The 14,158-nt window shown below is 41.5% G+C and carries 18 protein-coding genes and 1 tRNA gene; 7 read left to right on the top strand and 12 right to left on the bottom strand.

Features of this window, described 5'->3' with window-relative positions; all coding sequences use genetic code 11:
- Nucleotides 1-6: 6 nt before the first annotated feature.
- The 5 genes from ICN34_RS03390 to ICN34_RS03370 all read right to left on the bottom strand — a co-directional run bounded on the left by ICN34_RS03390 (nt 7) and on the right by ICN34_RS03370 (nt 4,901).
- Nucleotides 7-1,962: an APC family permease gene (locus tag ICN34_RS03390; RefSeq protein WP_072582002.1), complete on the bottom strand. Its 1,956-nt coding sequence runs from the start codon at nt 1,960-1,962 to the stop codon at nt 7-9.
- 21 nt (nt 1,963-1,983) lie between these two features.
- Entirely contained in the window at nt 1,984-2,673 is a 690-nt protein-coding gene (locus ICN34_RS03385; protein ID WP_215284305.1) for a winged helix-turn-helix domain-containing protein, read from the bottom strand.
- Nucleotides 2,670-4,169 carry a DUF4118 domain-containing protein gene (locus tag ICN34_RS03380; protein ID WP_216120780.1) on the bottom strand — a complete coding sequence of 500 codons (1,500 nt, stop codon included), beginning with the start codon at nt 4,167-4,169 and terminating at the stop codon, nt 2,670-2,672. The genes ICN34_RS03385 and ICN34_RS03380 overlap by 4 nt, the downstream gene beginning before the upstream one ends.
- 343 nt (nt 4,170-4,512) lie before the next feature.
- Nucleotides 4,513-4,588, bottom strand: a tRNA-Phe gene (locus ICN34_RS03375).
- Between the two features lie 136 nt (nt 4,589-4,724).
- On the bottom strand, nt 4,725-4,901 hold the full coding sequence (locus ICN34_RS03370; protein WP_216120777.1) for a hypothetical protein: 177 nt from the start codon (nt 4,899-4,901) through the stop codon (nt 4,725-4,727).
- A gap of 260 nt (nt 4,902-5,161) precedes the next feature.
- Here ICN34_RS03370 and ICN34_RS03365 point away from each other — a divergent pair, with 260 nt between their 5' ends.
- Nucleotides 5,162-5,575 (top strand): hypothetical protein, encoded by a 414-nt coding sequence (locus tag ICN34_RS03365; protein ID WP_216120775.1) that lies wholly within the window; start codon nt 5,162-5,164, stop codon nt 5,573-5,575.
- 45 nt (nt 5,576-5,620) lie between these two features.
- Here the strand turns inward: ICN34_RS03365 and ICN34_RS03360 are convergent, their stop codons facing one another.
- The gene (locus tag ICN34_RS03360) at nt 5,621-6,061 is read right to left on the bottom strand and encodes a DUF6641 family protein (protein ID WP_216120773.1); all 441 of its coding nucleotides are present in this window, start codon (nt 6,059-6,061) and stop codon (nt 5,621-5,623) included.
- 144 nt (nt 6,062-6,205) lie between these two features.
- On the opposite strand from ICN34_RS03360, the gene ICN34_RS03355 reads away from it, so the two are divergent.
- Nucleotides 6,206-6,520: a hypothetical protein gene (locus ICN34_RS03355; protein WP_071539889.1), complete on the top strand. Its 315-nt coding sequence runs from the start codon at nt 6,206-6,208 to the stop codon at nt 6,518-6,520.
- A gap of 383 nt (nt 6,521-6,903) precedes the next feature.
- Here ICN34_RS03355 and ICN34_RS03350 read toward each other — a convergent pair whose 3' ends face one another.
- Nucleotides 6,904-7,407: a hypothetical protein gene (locus tag ICN34_RS03350; protein WP_216120771.1), complete on the bottom strand. Its 504-nt coding sequence runs from the start codon at nt 7,405-7,407 to the stop codon at nt 6,904-6,906.
- Between the two features lie 392 nt (nt 7,408-7,799).
- Here ICN34_RS03350 and ICN34_RS03345 point away from each other — a divergent pair, with 392 nt between their 5' ends.
- Entirely contained in the window at nt 7,800-8,384 is a 585-nt protein-coding gene (locus tag ICN34_RS03345; RefSeq protein WP_216120769.1) for a site-specific integrase, read from the top strand.
- Nucleotides 8,385-8,537: 153 nt separating this feature from the next.
- Here the strand turns inward: ICN34_RS03345 and ICN34_RS03340 are convergent, their stop codons facing one another.
- Nucleotides 8,538-9,122, bottom strand: coding sequence for a hypothetical protein (locus ICN34_RS03340; RefSeq protein WP_216120767.1), 585 nt, complete (start codon nt 9,120-9,122; stop codon nt 8,538-8,540).
- 116 nt (nt 9,123-9,238) lie between these two features.
- On the opposite strand from ICN34_RS03340, the gene ICN34_RS03335 reads away from it, so the two are divergent.
- Nucleotides 9,239-9,649 carry a hypothetical protein gene (locus tag ICN34_RS03335; RefSeq protein WP_216120765.1) on the top strand — a complete coding sequence of 137 codons (411 nt, stop codon included), beginning with the start codon at nt 9,239-9,241 and terminating at the stop codon, nt 9,647-9,649.
- A gap of 20 nt (nt 9,650-9,669) precedes the next feature.
- Nucleotides 9,670-9,987, top strand: a complete 318-nt coding sequence (locus ICN34_RS03330) for a hypothetical protein (protein ID WP_216120763.1) — start codon at nt 9,670-9,672, stop codon at nt 9,985-9,987.
- Here ICN34_RS03330 and ICN34_RS03325 read toward each other — a convergent pair whose 3' ends face one another.
- Nucleotides 9,988-11,202, bottom strand: a complete 1,215-nt coding sequence (locus ICN34_RS03325) for a tyrosine-type recombinase/integrase (RefSeq protein ID WP_216120761.1) — start codon at nt 11,200-11,202, stop codon at nt 9,988-9,990.
- Nucleotides 11,203-11,770: 568 nt separating this feature from the next.
- On the opposite strand from ICN34_RS03325, the gene ICN34_RS11490 reads away from it, so the two are divergent.
- Nucleotides 11,771-11,899, top strand: coding sequence for a hypothetical protein (locus tag ICN34_RS11490; protein WP_255538560.1), 129 nt, complete (start codon nt 11,771-11,773; stop codon nt 11,897-11,899).
- Nucleotides 11,900-11,955: 56 nt separating this feature from the next.
- Here ICN34_RS11490 and ICN34_RS03320 read toward each other — a convergent pair whose 3' ends face one another.
- On the bottom strand, nt 11,956-12,231 hold the full coding sequence (locus ICN34_RS03320; RefSeq protein ID WP_216120759.1) for a type II toxin-antitoxin system mRNA interferase toxin, RelE/StbE family: 276 nt from the start codon (nt 12,229-12,231) through the stop codon (nt 11,956-11,958).
- A gap of 14 nt (nt 12,232-12,245) precedes the next feature.
- Nucleotides 12,246-12,515: a type II toxin-antitoxin system RelB/DinJ family antitoxin gene (locus ICN34_RS03315; protein ID WP_096673161.1), complete on the bottom strand. Its 270-nt coding sequence runs from the start codon at nt 12,513-12,515 to the stop codon at nt 12,246-12,248.
- A gap of 138 nt (nt 12,516-12,653) precedes the next feature.
- On the opposite strand from ICN34_RS03315, the gene ICN34_RS03310 reads away from it, so the two are divergent.
- Nucleotides 12,654-13,025, top strand: coding sequence for a hypothetical protein (locus ICN34_RS03310; RefSeq protein WP_216120757.1), 372 nt, complete (start codon nt 12,654-12,656; stop codon nt 13,023-13,025).
- 448 nt (nt 13,026-13,473) lie between these two features.
- Here the strand turns inward: ICN34_RS03310 and ICN34_RS03305 are convergent, their stop codons facing one another.
- Nucleotides 13,474-14,157 (bottom strand): response regulator, encoded by a 684-nt coding sequence (locus ICN34_RS03305; protein ID WP_216120755.1) that lies wholly within the window; start codon nt 14,155-14,157, stop codon nt 13,474-13,476.
- Nucleotide 14,158 lies beyond the last annotated feature (1 nt).

The following is a 14,158-nucleotide window of genomic DNA, read 5'->3' as shown; positions in this document are numbered from 1 at the left end:
ATTAGATTACCCAACCCGCATAGGCAATAGGATCATTTGACGCCCACTAAAGTGCAATCTTTCCTGAATCTCCAATGGGGTTTGATTATGTAAGAACTTGGTAAAGAAGTTTGATTTAGCCAAAAGTAGCTTGCTTGAGAAACAAACGCTTTCATTTGGAAACTCAACATAAGCCTCATCCGTTAACTTCATAAACTCTTTGATTGGATCGGTGCCAAAACCAATTTTTGAAGTTGCGGCTAATCCATGCTGATGACAAAAATCAACATAGTACGCCATCGATTTTTCCATCTTCTCTTTAAGTTCTTCCATTTTTTGATGGCCTTCAAAGCTCGTTGCATCTACTTCACCCACTGCTACGAAAACATAATTCTTGTAGTGTGGGAAAAGTCTCATCGCCCACATCAGGGCATGCATACTGGCACCACGATGGCGACTAACCAAGATGATTGCGGCAGGTTTAGATTTATCTAGTTGAGTGATAGCCTCTGACTTCTCTACCAGCAGATCTGGGAACGCCTCATCCGCTTTTGATAATTGAACCCTAAAGTTCTCATAGTGCTTTCTTGTCAAGAGACAAAGAACTACCACTACAGATGTGACCAGGATAGTTAACCAACCGCCTTCAAATAGCTTTTCACTGATGGTAATCATCAAAATAGAGATGGTGACTACAAAACCTAAAGCGCTGAGCAAAAAGTGCTTTAACCAACCCTTATTTTTACTGTGCTTGATCCAATAGACTGACATACCAAATAAAGACAAACTAAAGGTTAGGAACACATTAATGCTGTACAGAACTACCAAGGTTGCAACAGAGCCGCCTGTAAAGAGAAGAATTAGTAAAGCGGCAACACCCATCACCAAAATACCGTTCTGCCTTACTAAGCGACTTGATAGCTCACGGAACTGTCTTGGCACCCAATAGTCGGCCGCCATGTTAGAAAGCACAGTTGGGCCATCTAAGAATCCCGTTTGTGCGGCAACAAACAACAATCCAGCCTCGAGCAATAGAACTACAGCTAAGGCAATATCGTTAACTCCACCGCCATTAGGATTTAAGTGATTAATAATTGAACCAAATGCTGTTGCATTTAGAGTTTGGCCTTCAACCTTTTCTGCGCCCCAAAGCATATAGAGCAAGATGATGCCGCCAGCAGTAATTGCCAATGAGAATGCTAAGTACCACATCGTGCGTTTGCCATGAGGCACTCTAGGCTCTGCAAGCGTATTCACATTATTGGATACGGCCTCTAATCCTGTATAGGTACCGCCTCCTAACGAGTAGGCTTTTAAAAATAAGGATGCAACCATGATCCAGCCTAAATTTGAACCCAGAGCATTAGCTTCAGAGATCGCATTTGGAAATAAATTCCCGAGTTCAGGCGCATGAACGCCAATACCGTAGGCAATCAAAATAGCGTGGGTAATACAAAAGCCCAAGAAGATCGGCAAAAGAATCAAAATGGATTCTTTAATGCCTCTAAAGTTTAAGAATATAAGGAACACCACCAAGCCGAGTTCAATGATCAACTTGTAGTCTTGATACTCAGGTGGGATCAAACTAAATGCGGCATCTACTCCGCTGGCAAGGGAAATAGCAATTGTTAATACATAGTCAACCAATAATGCTGATCCAGAAATTAATCCCGCCTTTGAGCCCAGCAATGCGGTAGCTACTTTATAGCCGCCGCCACCCGTAGGAAAGAGTTCAATAATTTGGTTGTAGCCCAATGCAATGATGAACACCGTTAAGGCTGTAGCCATTGCCAAGAACAGCGCCATATTGTGATTAGCACCTAAAGCTAAGAAAGCCTCTTCAGGACCATAGCAAGAAGATGACAGTCCATCGGCCCCCAACCCAACCCAAGCCAGTAGCGGAATAATAGATATCGCCCCTCTTGTTTTTGGATCCATTGGATCTAAGGCTTTGCCCTTAAAAAAATTAATGATTTTTTCCATCGTGTCCTCTGCGTTTCTTGGTTATATATCTAGGCGATATCCAACGCCTGTTTCAGTTAATAAAAACCTTGGTTGAGCTGGGTCATCCTCTAACTTTTGGCGGAGGTGCCCCATATAAATTCGTAAGTAGTGGTTATCTTCGGTATGCTGACCACCCCACACCTCTTTCAATAGCTGACGATGTGTCACTACCTTACCGCTATTTGTGAGCAAAATATTCAGCAATTGATATTCAATAGGGCTTAAATGAATCTCTTCATTAGCCTTAGTGACCTTGCGAAGGCTGAGATCGATCCTCACATCACCAAAACTAAATATTGGTGTATTAACCTCTGATTTAGATAGGCGCCTTAAAAGAACTCGCATTCTTGCCATGAGCTCTGCAGTACCAAAAGGTTTTGTGAGGTAATCATCGGCGCCTGCATCAAGTGCTTTTACTTTCTCATGCTCCTGCATTCTGGCTGAGAGCACTAGGATGGGATTGGTAGACCATGTGCGGTAGTTATTGATAAAACCAAGGCCATCGCCATCAGGCAAACCTAAGTCCAAAATGATTAAATCGGGCTTCTCTTTTGCGGCTACTTGCGAACCGCCGAAAATAGTCTGCGCTTCAAAGGCTACTAGATCCATGCCTTTTATGACTTTGATGATGAGTCCGCGAATATCTGCATCATCCTCAATCACCAATACTTTGATGGCTTGATCGCTCATAGCTTGGGTAACCCAGCATTTTCAGCAATAGGCAAAGTAAAGGTAATTACTGAGCCTACCTTTGATTCATTATTCTTTGCCGCTATAGAACCGCCGTGTGCCTCAACAATTTCCCTGCAAATTGCTAAACCCAATCCCATTCCTGATTGATTCGTATCAGAAATTCCTCTAGCAAACATCTCAAATAATTGACCAGGCTCTTGAGCAAAACCAGCACCAGCGTCAATTACGGATACTTCAACGAATTGCTCGCTTTTGTTAGCACTCACCTCAATAGTTGCAGATTCAGACGAATACTTGGCGGCATTCTCTAGCAAGTTACAAAGTACCCTTTCAATTAATACTTCATCAAAAAACAATGGCGGTACATCGCGTGCAATGCTTGTCTTAACAATGCTTTGTGGAAACGATGTGGAGAAGTGTTTAATGCTAGAACCAATAACATCCTCTATTGGTTGCCATTCCTTTTTAAGGGTTGGGCCCTGTGTTTGCAATCTGGCCATCTCCAGCAAATTTCCAATCATGCTTGATAGCCTTAGACCCTGGCCTCGAATGGTTTCAAGATCGGCTTTACTCTCAGCATTAATATTTTGATTCCGATCTTGCAGGCTCTCAGCCAAACCAATCATGGTTGTCAGCGGAGTACGAAGATCATGTGAGAGGGAAGAAAGAATTGCGCTCTTTAAACGCTCTGTAGCGGCCTCTACTTTACTGAGCTCCTGTGCTTGTACAGAACGCAATTGAGCAATAGCTAATGCAATTAAATTGGCGGCTGTTTGTAGTAGATCGTCACGACCGTAGTACCTTAAAGACTTTGTGGGATCGGACGCCACAAGAATGCCCAGCGTCTTTAATTCAGAGCGAATGGGTAGATAAATGATGGATTTACCATCCACCTCATCAACCTCATGAAATATCCGAGTGCCGCTCTGCATCGACCATGCAACAGATTGCATATCAAATCTTGCACTCTTTAACTTCTCTGGACTCTCAGTAATGAATAAATCAATTTCAATGCCGATTGGGCCCTCTAAAGCAGATTTAGCAACTTGAATAACCTGCTCATCTGATTGGGCGCTAAAGAGCCCTCGGGATAAATTTTGAAGGGCTTTGGCCAGCCCCTCTCTGGCAGAAACATCTTTAATTTGCTCTTTTAATTTTGCGGCTAAATGACCAGTAACTAGACCAACAATCAACATCACCAAAAAAGTAATGAGGTATTGGCTGTCGTCTACAGAAAATGAAAATCTTGGAGTGACAAAGAAGAAATCAAAAAATCCTACATTGATAAAAGCCGAGAATATAGCGGCATTACGGCCCAATGAAGTGGCAATCAAAAAAGTGCTTAGCAGGAAGATCATGACAATATTGGCAAGATCCACCGTGCCTAACAGGGTAGTACAAGCCAAACTTAGAATTGATGAAATCCCAATACAAATCAAGCCAGAGAAGAATGGCTGATTAGCTATAGAGGAATTTATTGTCTTTTTATCCACTTAAGTATTTTCGATCTATTGGCGTAAAAAAGGCGTAAAAATGAATTTGTCGTTTTAAGCGACATCGACTGACGCAGGGATGAATAATTGACATGTCCTTTTAAAGGACGCTCGTCGATGAGGATATCCAATGCCAATGGTGCCTAACCCTGCCAACCCATAAAAGAAAATAGCCCAAAAAGTGGGCTATCGTTGTACGACTCGACACATAGTTAACACTTTATACCGGACACATACTTTACAGTTTTTGGCATAGGAGGGACCTTACTATGCCGTGGAATGAAAGTACGAAGATGGATGACTGGGGGTGTAAAGCATGTGTCCGGTACGTACCCGTAATTCTTGGTGGCCCGGGGCGGAATCGAACCACCGACACAAGGATTTTCAATCCTCTGCTCTACCGACTGAGCTACCAGGCCAAGACTTGGAATTATAAATGAAACTGTAAGTAAGCTCTCTAAATGTGTGCAACTGTACTCAATCGCCTTGTATTTGCTTAATCCTACGGCAGTTAAGGATGTTTAATCCTGTTTAACGGTGTTCTGCTTTTCCTGCTTACGCAGATAATGCATTGCGTAAGTTTTGCTGTGCTTTCGTTACTTTTTGACGCTTTCTTTCGCTGTCTAACGCTTTGCTGACATTGTCTTTCTGCGTTTTTAATGCGTCTAAGCGTGCTTGTTGCGGCGTAAGCGGACTTGTTTTAATCCTCTGTTCTAGCTCTTTAATACGCATATGGCTGCATCCCTTATGCTACTTGGCTTGGCTGGTGGGGTACATTAGCGGCGCCGAAAATGGACTTAAACAATGCATATGCTTGTGCTTGATTTTGTGCGTACACGATTGTTTCTGTCCATAGTCCGCTTGCTTTGACTGTTGCCTTGTATTTGTGCATATAAGTATTTAGTAGTGCCGTGCTTTGCACGACAAATGCAACCATTGAAAAAAGCAGTGTCGTAGAATGTTTCTATTAAAAATAAACAACTGAGCCGAAAATGAAAAAACTATATTTACTTTTTTTCGTACTACTAACCGCCTGTAGCACAGGTGAGGTAATGAAGACGGCAAATAATGAATCTTATTCAGTTCATTCGGAATATATGTTTTTAGCAGGTGGCTGGGAACGATCATCTTTTGAGGCAAGAGAAAAGGCGGCGAACTTCTGTAAGGCAACAAATACACAGATGGAAGTCCTTGATGACAAGCGCGAGGGAGTGCCTGGCTTAACTCCACTAACAACCGATTTGCATTTCAAGTGCATCAAAAAAGCCTCTGAAACCTCTACCCCAAATCAAAATAATACAAACAATGCCTTAACATTTGAGCAAGCTAAATCCAAATGCATTGATTTAGGATTTAAGGCTGGAACTGAATCTTTTGGACAATGCATATTAAAACTTGCGAAATAATACTTGGGCAAAGTAGTGTCGTGTTCAACGCGACACCATCACTCCCTACTTGCCAAATCCTTTTCGCAAATTTACGCTTGCAGTTGCAATCTGCGTATCAAGCTCACCTAACTCCACCGCACTTTTAATCTGCTCCAATGCTTTGATTAAACCTTGTGCCGTGTCGCACTCTACGCTGTGCTTACCTTTTGCCAGCTCAATAAGCTGACTGCCATATTTAATGCTGACGCAAACCTTGCCTTGTTCGTTCTTAAACCACCACTCTCTCAACCTTTTGTTTACTTCCACGCTTTTACGCAAACCAGTTTCTTTGTCCTTTACTGTGCGAAACTTTTTAACAGCAAAGCTGGTGCCATCAATTTGGCTTTTGGCTAACTGTATTTGCTCCCAAAGTTTATTGGACAGCTTATTGCGACGAAATACGACTGCTGGTATATGTGCTGGTTTTTTTGCTGTGCTAAGTTTTAATCCATCTAATGTACTCATATCAATCTCCTTTGTTAGTAAGTTCAATTACTGTAATTTCGGAAACGCTACGAGAACAACCTGAATTTGCCGTGCAATACCAAGTCATATGTAAGAAATGGACAGCAAATATTAAGGAATATTTGGTTGTTGATAAATATTTGTATGCGTAATGACGAACAAGTAGCGAATGACTGGTTAAAGCAAAACGGTATTGCAATAAAGCATATGGATAAGATGGACTTATGTTTACAGCAAGCACAGATAGTTGCGACTAACTTACTCAAACATCACGCAGAATGGTTAAACAGCGACGAACGCGATTTACTAACGACATATACAAAAACCGTGCAGATAAGAGCAAGACAGAACAAGGCTTGTAGGGCTATGGCTTACAAGGTGCTTAATTTAGGCAAACGGACGAACAGAAAATTATTTAGGCAATATAAGGCAACAAACGCAAATAAGTCATTGCGATAACAAAGGACAAAAACACGAAGTGGAATATAACGGCTAATGACTTCGTGCTCGTACTGCAATTGCTGTAAAGATTGTGATACATATGAGCGAGCCGCAGAATTACTGTTTAGCAAATCAATGCGAAAACTGGTTGAGAGTTTTAATACATTCGTCTCTCGTTGAATTCTTTTACAGTTGTATGCGATGGAATCAGAACATTACATACAAGCGACGACTATCAATGCTACTTCTTTAAGTCGCATATAGCCGTTGTTTACTCCAAAATCAGTCAAACAACAAAGCAAAAGCAAATCAATAATGAGCCGAAGGAAATGTGACGAGCGAAAGCGATAGCTTTAGCGAAGACACAGCAAGCAACGAAGTAGCTTGCCTACAAAGCTCTTTTAAGGAGCCAAAACTATTTCAGCAGTCTCCCCACCTTTTACCGCAACCCTACGCATTAAGCTACCGCCTTGAGTGGCATAATTAACAGTCCATCTAACAGCAGTAACTACGAAATAATCGCCATCAGCAACATTTTTAAAGCTGAAGAAACCTTGTGCATTGCACTGAGTATGCTTTTGCATTGTTTTGTACTCTGCGACATCTGGCACAAATGTTGGTCTATTGTATGTATTAATACCTTTACTGGAGTTGCCATATAAAGCCAAGATACGAGTGTTGGCATAAGTTGTATATGGTATTAAATTAACTTCTTCGCCAGAGCAAGTTACTGTCTGCCCATCATTTCGCTTAATCAAAGCAGAACCAGTAATAGTGTTCTTCCCAACCTGATTGATTACCGAAGCTTCTTTAGCATCAAATGGAGTGGCGATATTGACGGTCTGCATTTGAGCACAAGCAGAGAGAATGGTAACAGTTGTAAATGCAATTAGTAATTTTTTCATATAAAAATATTTTCAAAAGATTAACAAACTTAGCATTGTTTATTCTAACCTTTAGAGCCACTTTAAAAACACATTATTAGGCGTTAATTTAATGCAATTGAGCACACTAAACGCGACAACAAATAGCAACACAAGCGAGAAGCAGCTCAAACAGTGTATAGACGATGTACGCAAGTCTGCGTATTTCTGTAGTCAAAATCCCACACTATCAATAAATACTCATATGTAAGGAAATACAAAGAAGCTTTGGTTTCTCGTCAAAACCTACATATCTCATTGATTATTGGAAAGAATTTAATTTGACAGCATACACACACGAAACGGTCGCAGAAAGATACAAAAGAAAATACATTAAACGCTTAGCAAACATTTGGTTAAAGAAGGAAAAAGTTATGACTAAGCAAGCAAAAGTTCTTAACAGCACAGAGATACGCAAAGTGCTTGATTACTGTGCAACACGAAAACACTCACTACGCAATAGAGCGTTAGTGCTAATTATGTTTAATACGGGAATGCGTGTCAGCGAGGTTGCCAGTCTTCGAATAAAAGATGTTGTAGATAGCGAAGGCAACATAAAGAATGAAATACGCTTATTGGCAGAGAATACAAAGACGAATGAGGCAAGAACGGTATTTGTGAATGAGAAGTTGCGTAAAGAACTACAGCAATATGCAAAGCTATATGCCAACGCCAATCCAAGCAATAAGTTCTTCTATAGTCAAAAGCGTGATAGCGACGGCTTTACGGCAAACACACTTACACAGCACTTTCACTATTTGTATAAGCGTGTTGGGTTAGACGGAGCAAGTAGCCATTCGTCTCGTCGCACATTTATTACAAAATTGGCAAATGATGGAATTGGTGTGCGTGTGATTATGGGGTTAAGCGGACACAAAGCACTTAGTAGCGTGCAATGCTACATCGACTGCAATAGTGAGCTTATGAGAAACGCTGTGGAGAATTTGGCTGTGGTGTGATGGATTTGATGGTTTGCTTGGTCAAGTTGGTCAAGCCGACCTTGCAGACCTTGCTGGATATGGGTTTGCGGGACAGAGAATATAGGGTTTAAGGAAAAGCACGGTTTTTACTAGGATAAATGGTGCAAAAAAACCATACTTTTTAATAAACCACTACCTTTGCTTCTTCTGCATTGCCTTTTCGTGTTCCTTTAGCAGTTCCAACTGCTCCTTCTCTTCCTTACTCATTTCACATTCAAACTGCTTACGCAAAGCGTCTTCCATTGCCCAAACTTCTTTATCACGCTTGCTTGCTACAAGACTGCCATTACCAAATCCTGCTCTTGTAAGTGCAATGTTGCCTACGCTTTGTACACTCCAACTTGCTTTACCTTCGTCAAGCGCCTTACTCCACGCATCCATATACACTCGCGCCGCTTTCACTTCGCTGCCTGCTTGTAGCTTTCTAATGCCATCAAGCATTCCATCTTCTACTTGTGCAATCGCTTGCTTGTAAATCTCAATACGCACTTCTAGCTTAGTTTTCCAACCAATCGCTTGTTCTTGTTCTTTAGTTTTAGGACGCTTATGCGTTTTGCGTAATAGCTCTTGCTCTGCTTGTGCATTATGTAAACGCTCAATCTGCTCAGGACTCAATAAGACTTCAACATCAAATTTAGAAACCTCTTCGCCACGCTCCAACTTCGCCAAACGCTCTTTAAGTCGCTGTGGCAAGTGGGTTATGTTTAGCTTTGGCATTGATTGTCACCAGTAAGTTTATTTAGATACTATGATTTGCCAATGATGTATTGCTAAGCTATGCTTAATTAATTCTTTTAATTATCTATATTATGAACAAATATACAATACTTATTATGTTATTTTCTACTTGCCTTATTGCGGCTTGTAGCAAATCTGACAACACAAAATTAAGTGCCGAAAAGAGTTTAGAGCTGTCCAAAAAATGCTCTGACCAATCCATCATTGCCTTTAAGCAATTAGGCTTTAAGGTTGGAACAACTGACTTTTACGAAAATCATTACAACAATAAATTAAATAAGTGCTTTATCTTAATTCAATCACCCATAGCCACTGCGTCGGCAAATAAACAGCTAATCGATGCATTTGAATTGAAGTCCTATGCTTACTGGGAAGTAAGATTTGATAATAAGAAATTGGAGAATGCCTTTCAAGTTTGCGAAATTACAATTCCGAATGAGCCAAAGAAATTATGCAAATCAGCGGATGACTTTGATAAATTTGTGTCCGCATATATGAATGAGTAACGCTTTATAAAAGGAATAATGTGTCTATGAAAAAGATTTTTATTGGATGTCTATTTTTATTGTTCTCAAATGCGTTTGCTGGAAATCTTTATATGGGCAGCGTCTTGCAAGGAACTGCTAATGGACAAACTCAAGCGGCGCAAGTAAATATGATGAATGCGTGGACGCAATGTATGAATAATGGCGGCGGAGCAACTTGTGGAAATGCTCCACAAGCAAGCCAACCAAGTCCGACGCCGCAATACAACCAAGTTCCACAGCGTGACTATCAGTGCTTTAACGATTGTATGAGCCACAACTACACTTCACAGCTTTGTAGTGCAAGATGCTCATACTAACTACGCCAACCTATCCGCCGCCATTGTTGCCGTCATTTTGCTGTAGTGTCGTTCAATCATATTCACGCTTGTTCCCATTTGCTTAGCGAGCGTATGTATATCAATGCCACTTGCTAGAGCAAAAGTCGCGTAAGTATGACGCAAGCTATACAGCGTTCGGTTTAGTCCGCCACTATCCTTACGCATACTGCTTCGCACCATTAAGTTTCTAAATATGTTTTCCATATTGCTTATCTGCGTGTTGTCAGGCAAACAGAAGATAGCTTTATCTAGCTTTGCTTCAATTAGTCCATTTAAGTTTGTGTAGTCTAACTTGTGCCACCGCATAAGTCGTTCAAATACCTTTATCACTTCGTGCTTTGCAATTAAGTAGCGTGGTCCAGTCTTGCCACTTACCCAAACACGCAAATATTTTTTATTACCTATCCAATGCCATTGCAAATGCTTCCATCGCAAGCGTAGTGCTTCTGTGCCGTGTCTTACTCCAGTGTTTACCAAAAATTCTATATAAGCTACGCACAGCGTTCGCATTAGTCGTGTGCGTTCTGTATAGCTACTCTTTACCCAAGTCTCCGTATAACTTATTAGCTCTGTAATTTCTTCTTTACTAAAAGCTGGGCGAGGCTGACTACGCTTGCCTTTGCTGTCTAACATTGGCACAGCACGATTGTGTGCAACATAGCCACGCTCACGCGCCAAATTGACAACACGAATGTATGCACTTGCGTGATTGCGTTTCGTGCTTGCCATCGGCACTTTATTCATTTCTGTAATTCGCCACGCATCAAAATCTGCAAGCATCTCTGTTGTAATGTTTTCTATTTCGTAGGCGCCAAAAAAAGGAATGAGATATTTGTTGATTGCAAAAATGTAATCTCTATAACAACGACGACCAATGTTGTTATCTAACGCTCTACTCATATTTGCAATTTCATCTAATGCTATTTGTTTAAATGTTTTCGTTGTGATTGCCAAGCCAGCGTCTGTTTTTATTTTTACTGTTTCAATAATTGCAATGGCATTGATTTTTGCTTGCTCAATGTCGTCTGTATTTGTTGTCGTGCTATGCCACTTATTGTTTGCTAACTTAAATCGCACTTGCCACTGAACCGACTGCGGACGCTTATACAACAAGGCTTTGCCGTTCATCAGCTTTACTTGTTTAATTGTTTTCGCATCAAACTGTGTTGCGAATAATTGTTGTAGCGAGGACATACACGCAAGTATGTTTTCAAATGCCAACTTGGACGACGATTAGTTTTTTATCGTCGTCAAAATGCCACGCGATACTCTGCGAACAAAATTATGTGTGTGATTTTTTTATTGTGTGCCGCAGATTTTTCTGCGAATTGAACGGCGCTGTGAAGAGGAGCTTTTGACTAATGTTTACAACTGTCAAACATCGAAAAATATTTTTTTCAATCCTCTGCTCTACCGACTGAGCTACCAGGCCAAGACTAGGAATTATAAATGAAACTGTGTTTGCGCTTAACAAATGTAATCCACTGTGCTGACTCTTATTGTAAATTCGTAATCCTGTTTGGGTGCGGATGCTTCATCCTGCTTGCGGTAGCCTGTATTTGCGGGGGTGGCAGGGTTTAAGCGTAAAAATAATTTACGCTACAAAATAACAAGCAGCCATTTGCGCTATACCTCTCGTCCCCACAACCAATAAATTACAAAAACACTAAAAATCTACCAAAACCCCACGCTTTTGGTGTGTTTTTGCTGGTTTTACCAAAACAGGGGGGTGTTAGATTAAAACTGGTGGGGTAAAAGCACAGTGGAAGTTGGCACAACAACAGAGCTTGTACCTACATTAGAAATTATTAAGGGCGCTGTAGAAGCGGGTGAATTGGACACGCAGTTAGAGCAAGTTAGTGGCGCTGTAGCTGCTGCGTTTAAGCATTAAACGGCATTAAGCGGGTAAGGGTGCTGCCGTATGCGTAGCACCCACCTCTTATTCAGTTATTTTTTGAATACTTCAGAGTGTGTACCAATGCGCACTAAGTACAACTCTTTTTCAATAATGCGGTAGATAAGCACACAGTCATTGGTAATGTGACAATCCCAAAAATCTTTGTATGTACCGATAAGAGAGTGGTTGGCATATTTTGCTGGTAATGCTTTGCCAGCAATGAGCAAACTCAACACCACCAAATATTCAGAGTGATTAAATTTAGGGCTTTGGACAATCCGCTTAAAGTCTTTGCCGTACTGCGTACTGGCAATAGGAACAAGCATTAAGGTGGCGTCTATTAGCTACGAGCCAATGCTTTATTCATTTCTGCTACGGACTTATGACGTTTTAATTTAGCACGTGTTTTTGGATTTTCAATCTCCTCCATTGCCGCAATAGTTTTTGTATTAGGCACACGCAAGTCAAACGGAATAGTGCCGTCAGTAGCCACACGCTTTAAGAATAGGCGTATAGCGTCGGAGACATTAAGTCCCATTGCTTCAATCACCTCTGCTGCGTCTGCTTTTACTTTAGCGTCAATTCGGCAACGCACGTCTGTAGTTAGCATTTTGTGCTCCTTTTTTTATATGCCGCTATTGTAGCTACAAATTGTAACAACGTCAAATCTATGCCCTAATGCGCTTTTACTGTCGTTTCAACACGACTACGTAAGCATTTCCAATAAATACATAAAAGGAGAAGTGCTATGCGTATGAATGAATTTATGAAAGACGAGGATAAGAATGAATTACTACAACTGCTAAACCAATTCTTTGCCAGTAAGTTTGCTGCGCCACAAGTCCAACCCAACCAACCCTCCCAACCTAAACCAACACCCCCGCCTAATAAAGCCATACCCTCACCAGCCTCTACCCAACCCCCACAACAAAAAGCACCACCCCCACAAGCTAAGCCACCAACCCTTCCGCAAAAACTCCACAACGTACAGCAACGCAAAATGAATGGGCTTGCTAATCGCTATACCCAGTCCGCCTTAAAGCAGCAAGCCCAACCAACTGAAACAGATAAAGTGCTGGCGTTGCGTAACGTAGCGCAGCAAAAGTTTGACAACAAGTAAGTGTCGTTTCAACGCGTCACTTTATCTAAATGCGTTTATGCGCCAAAAGACGGGGTATTAGTGGTGAATATGGCTGTATAAAAAAATATTGGTGACACTGACGACAGGCATAGTAAAAATGGTTAAGCGTTGGCAACGTCACACGTTTTGAAATACGTAATTACGTTTTGCTACGCTACTTTTTATGTGAAGAAATTTTTAACGACTGTAAAAATATTCTGTGATTTTGTTTAGCAAACTTTGTAACTTACCAAACTCTAATCGCCCGCAAAGCCTAATTCTATATGGCTCTGCCGTCTTCCAGGATGCTTTTCAATCCTCTGCTCTACCGACTGAGCTACCAGGCCAAGACTTGGGGTTATAACGAATTGGCTTGGGGCACCCTCAAATTTGCTTAGTACCCCGTGATTTCTGGGTTTTGTGCTGCTTGCCCTTATTGGGTGGTCGCCTAGCTCTCGCCCTTATTGCGCGAGGTATCTATTCCCAATGCTTTCAGTTTGCGATACAAATGGGTTCGCTCTAGACCTGTGTACTCTGAAATCTTAGTCATACTGCCGCCCATGATTTGCATTTGATGTTCAAAATACGCCTTCTCAAATAAATCTCTTGCCTCCCTCAAAGGAAGATCAAAGTACGTTTTTGCAATTCCACTGATGTATTCGCCCTCAGTAGCTGGGGCAACCGATTCGGCAACCACCTGCTTTGGTGTGACAACGGAGTTAGTGATCGACTGAACGGTCCTAACCTGTTCTGGCTCTACATATTTAGGAGAGCTCTCCAGTGCTTTGCTGACTGTCTTTAAAAGTTTCTGTAGGGCAATCGGTTTTTCTAAAAAGTTGAGAGCACCAATGCGAGTGGCTTCAACAGCAGTGTCAATCGTTGCATGTCCCGACATCATCACTACTGGCATCGTGAGCTGGCCAGTATTGGACCATTCTTTTAATAATGTAATGCCATCGGTATCAGGCATCCAAATATCTAACAAGACTAAGTCGGGGCGCATTTGTTCGCGAATAGTGCGCGCCTGAACAGCGCTTTCTGCAGCGTAAACAGTATGGCCTTCATCTGTGAGAATCTCATTGAGAAGCTCACGAATTCCCATCTCGTCATCAACAACCAAAATACTAGCCATG

The sequence above is a fragment of the Polynucleobacter sp. Tro8-14-1 genome, from assembly GCF_018881655.1.
GTDB lineage: Bacteria > Pseudomonadota > Gammaproteobacteria > Burkholderiales > Burkholderiaceae > Polynucleobacter.
The sequence above is the reverse complement of the archived record's forward strand: the minus strand, read 5'-3'. Positions and strand labels throughout refer to the sequence as shown.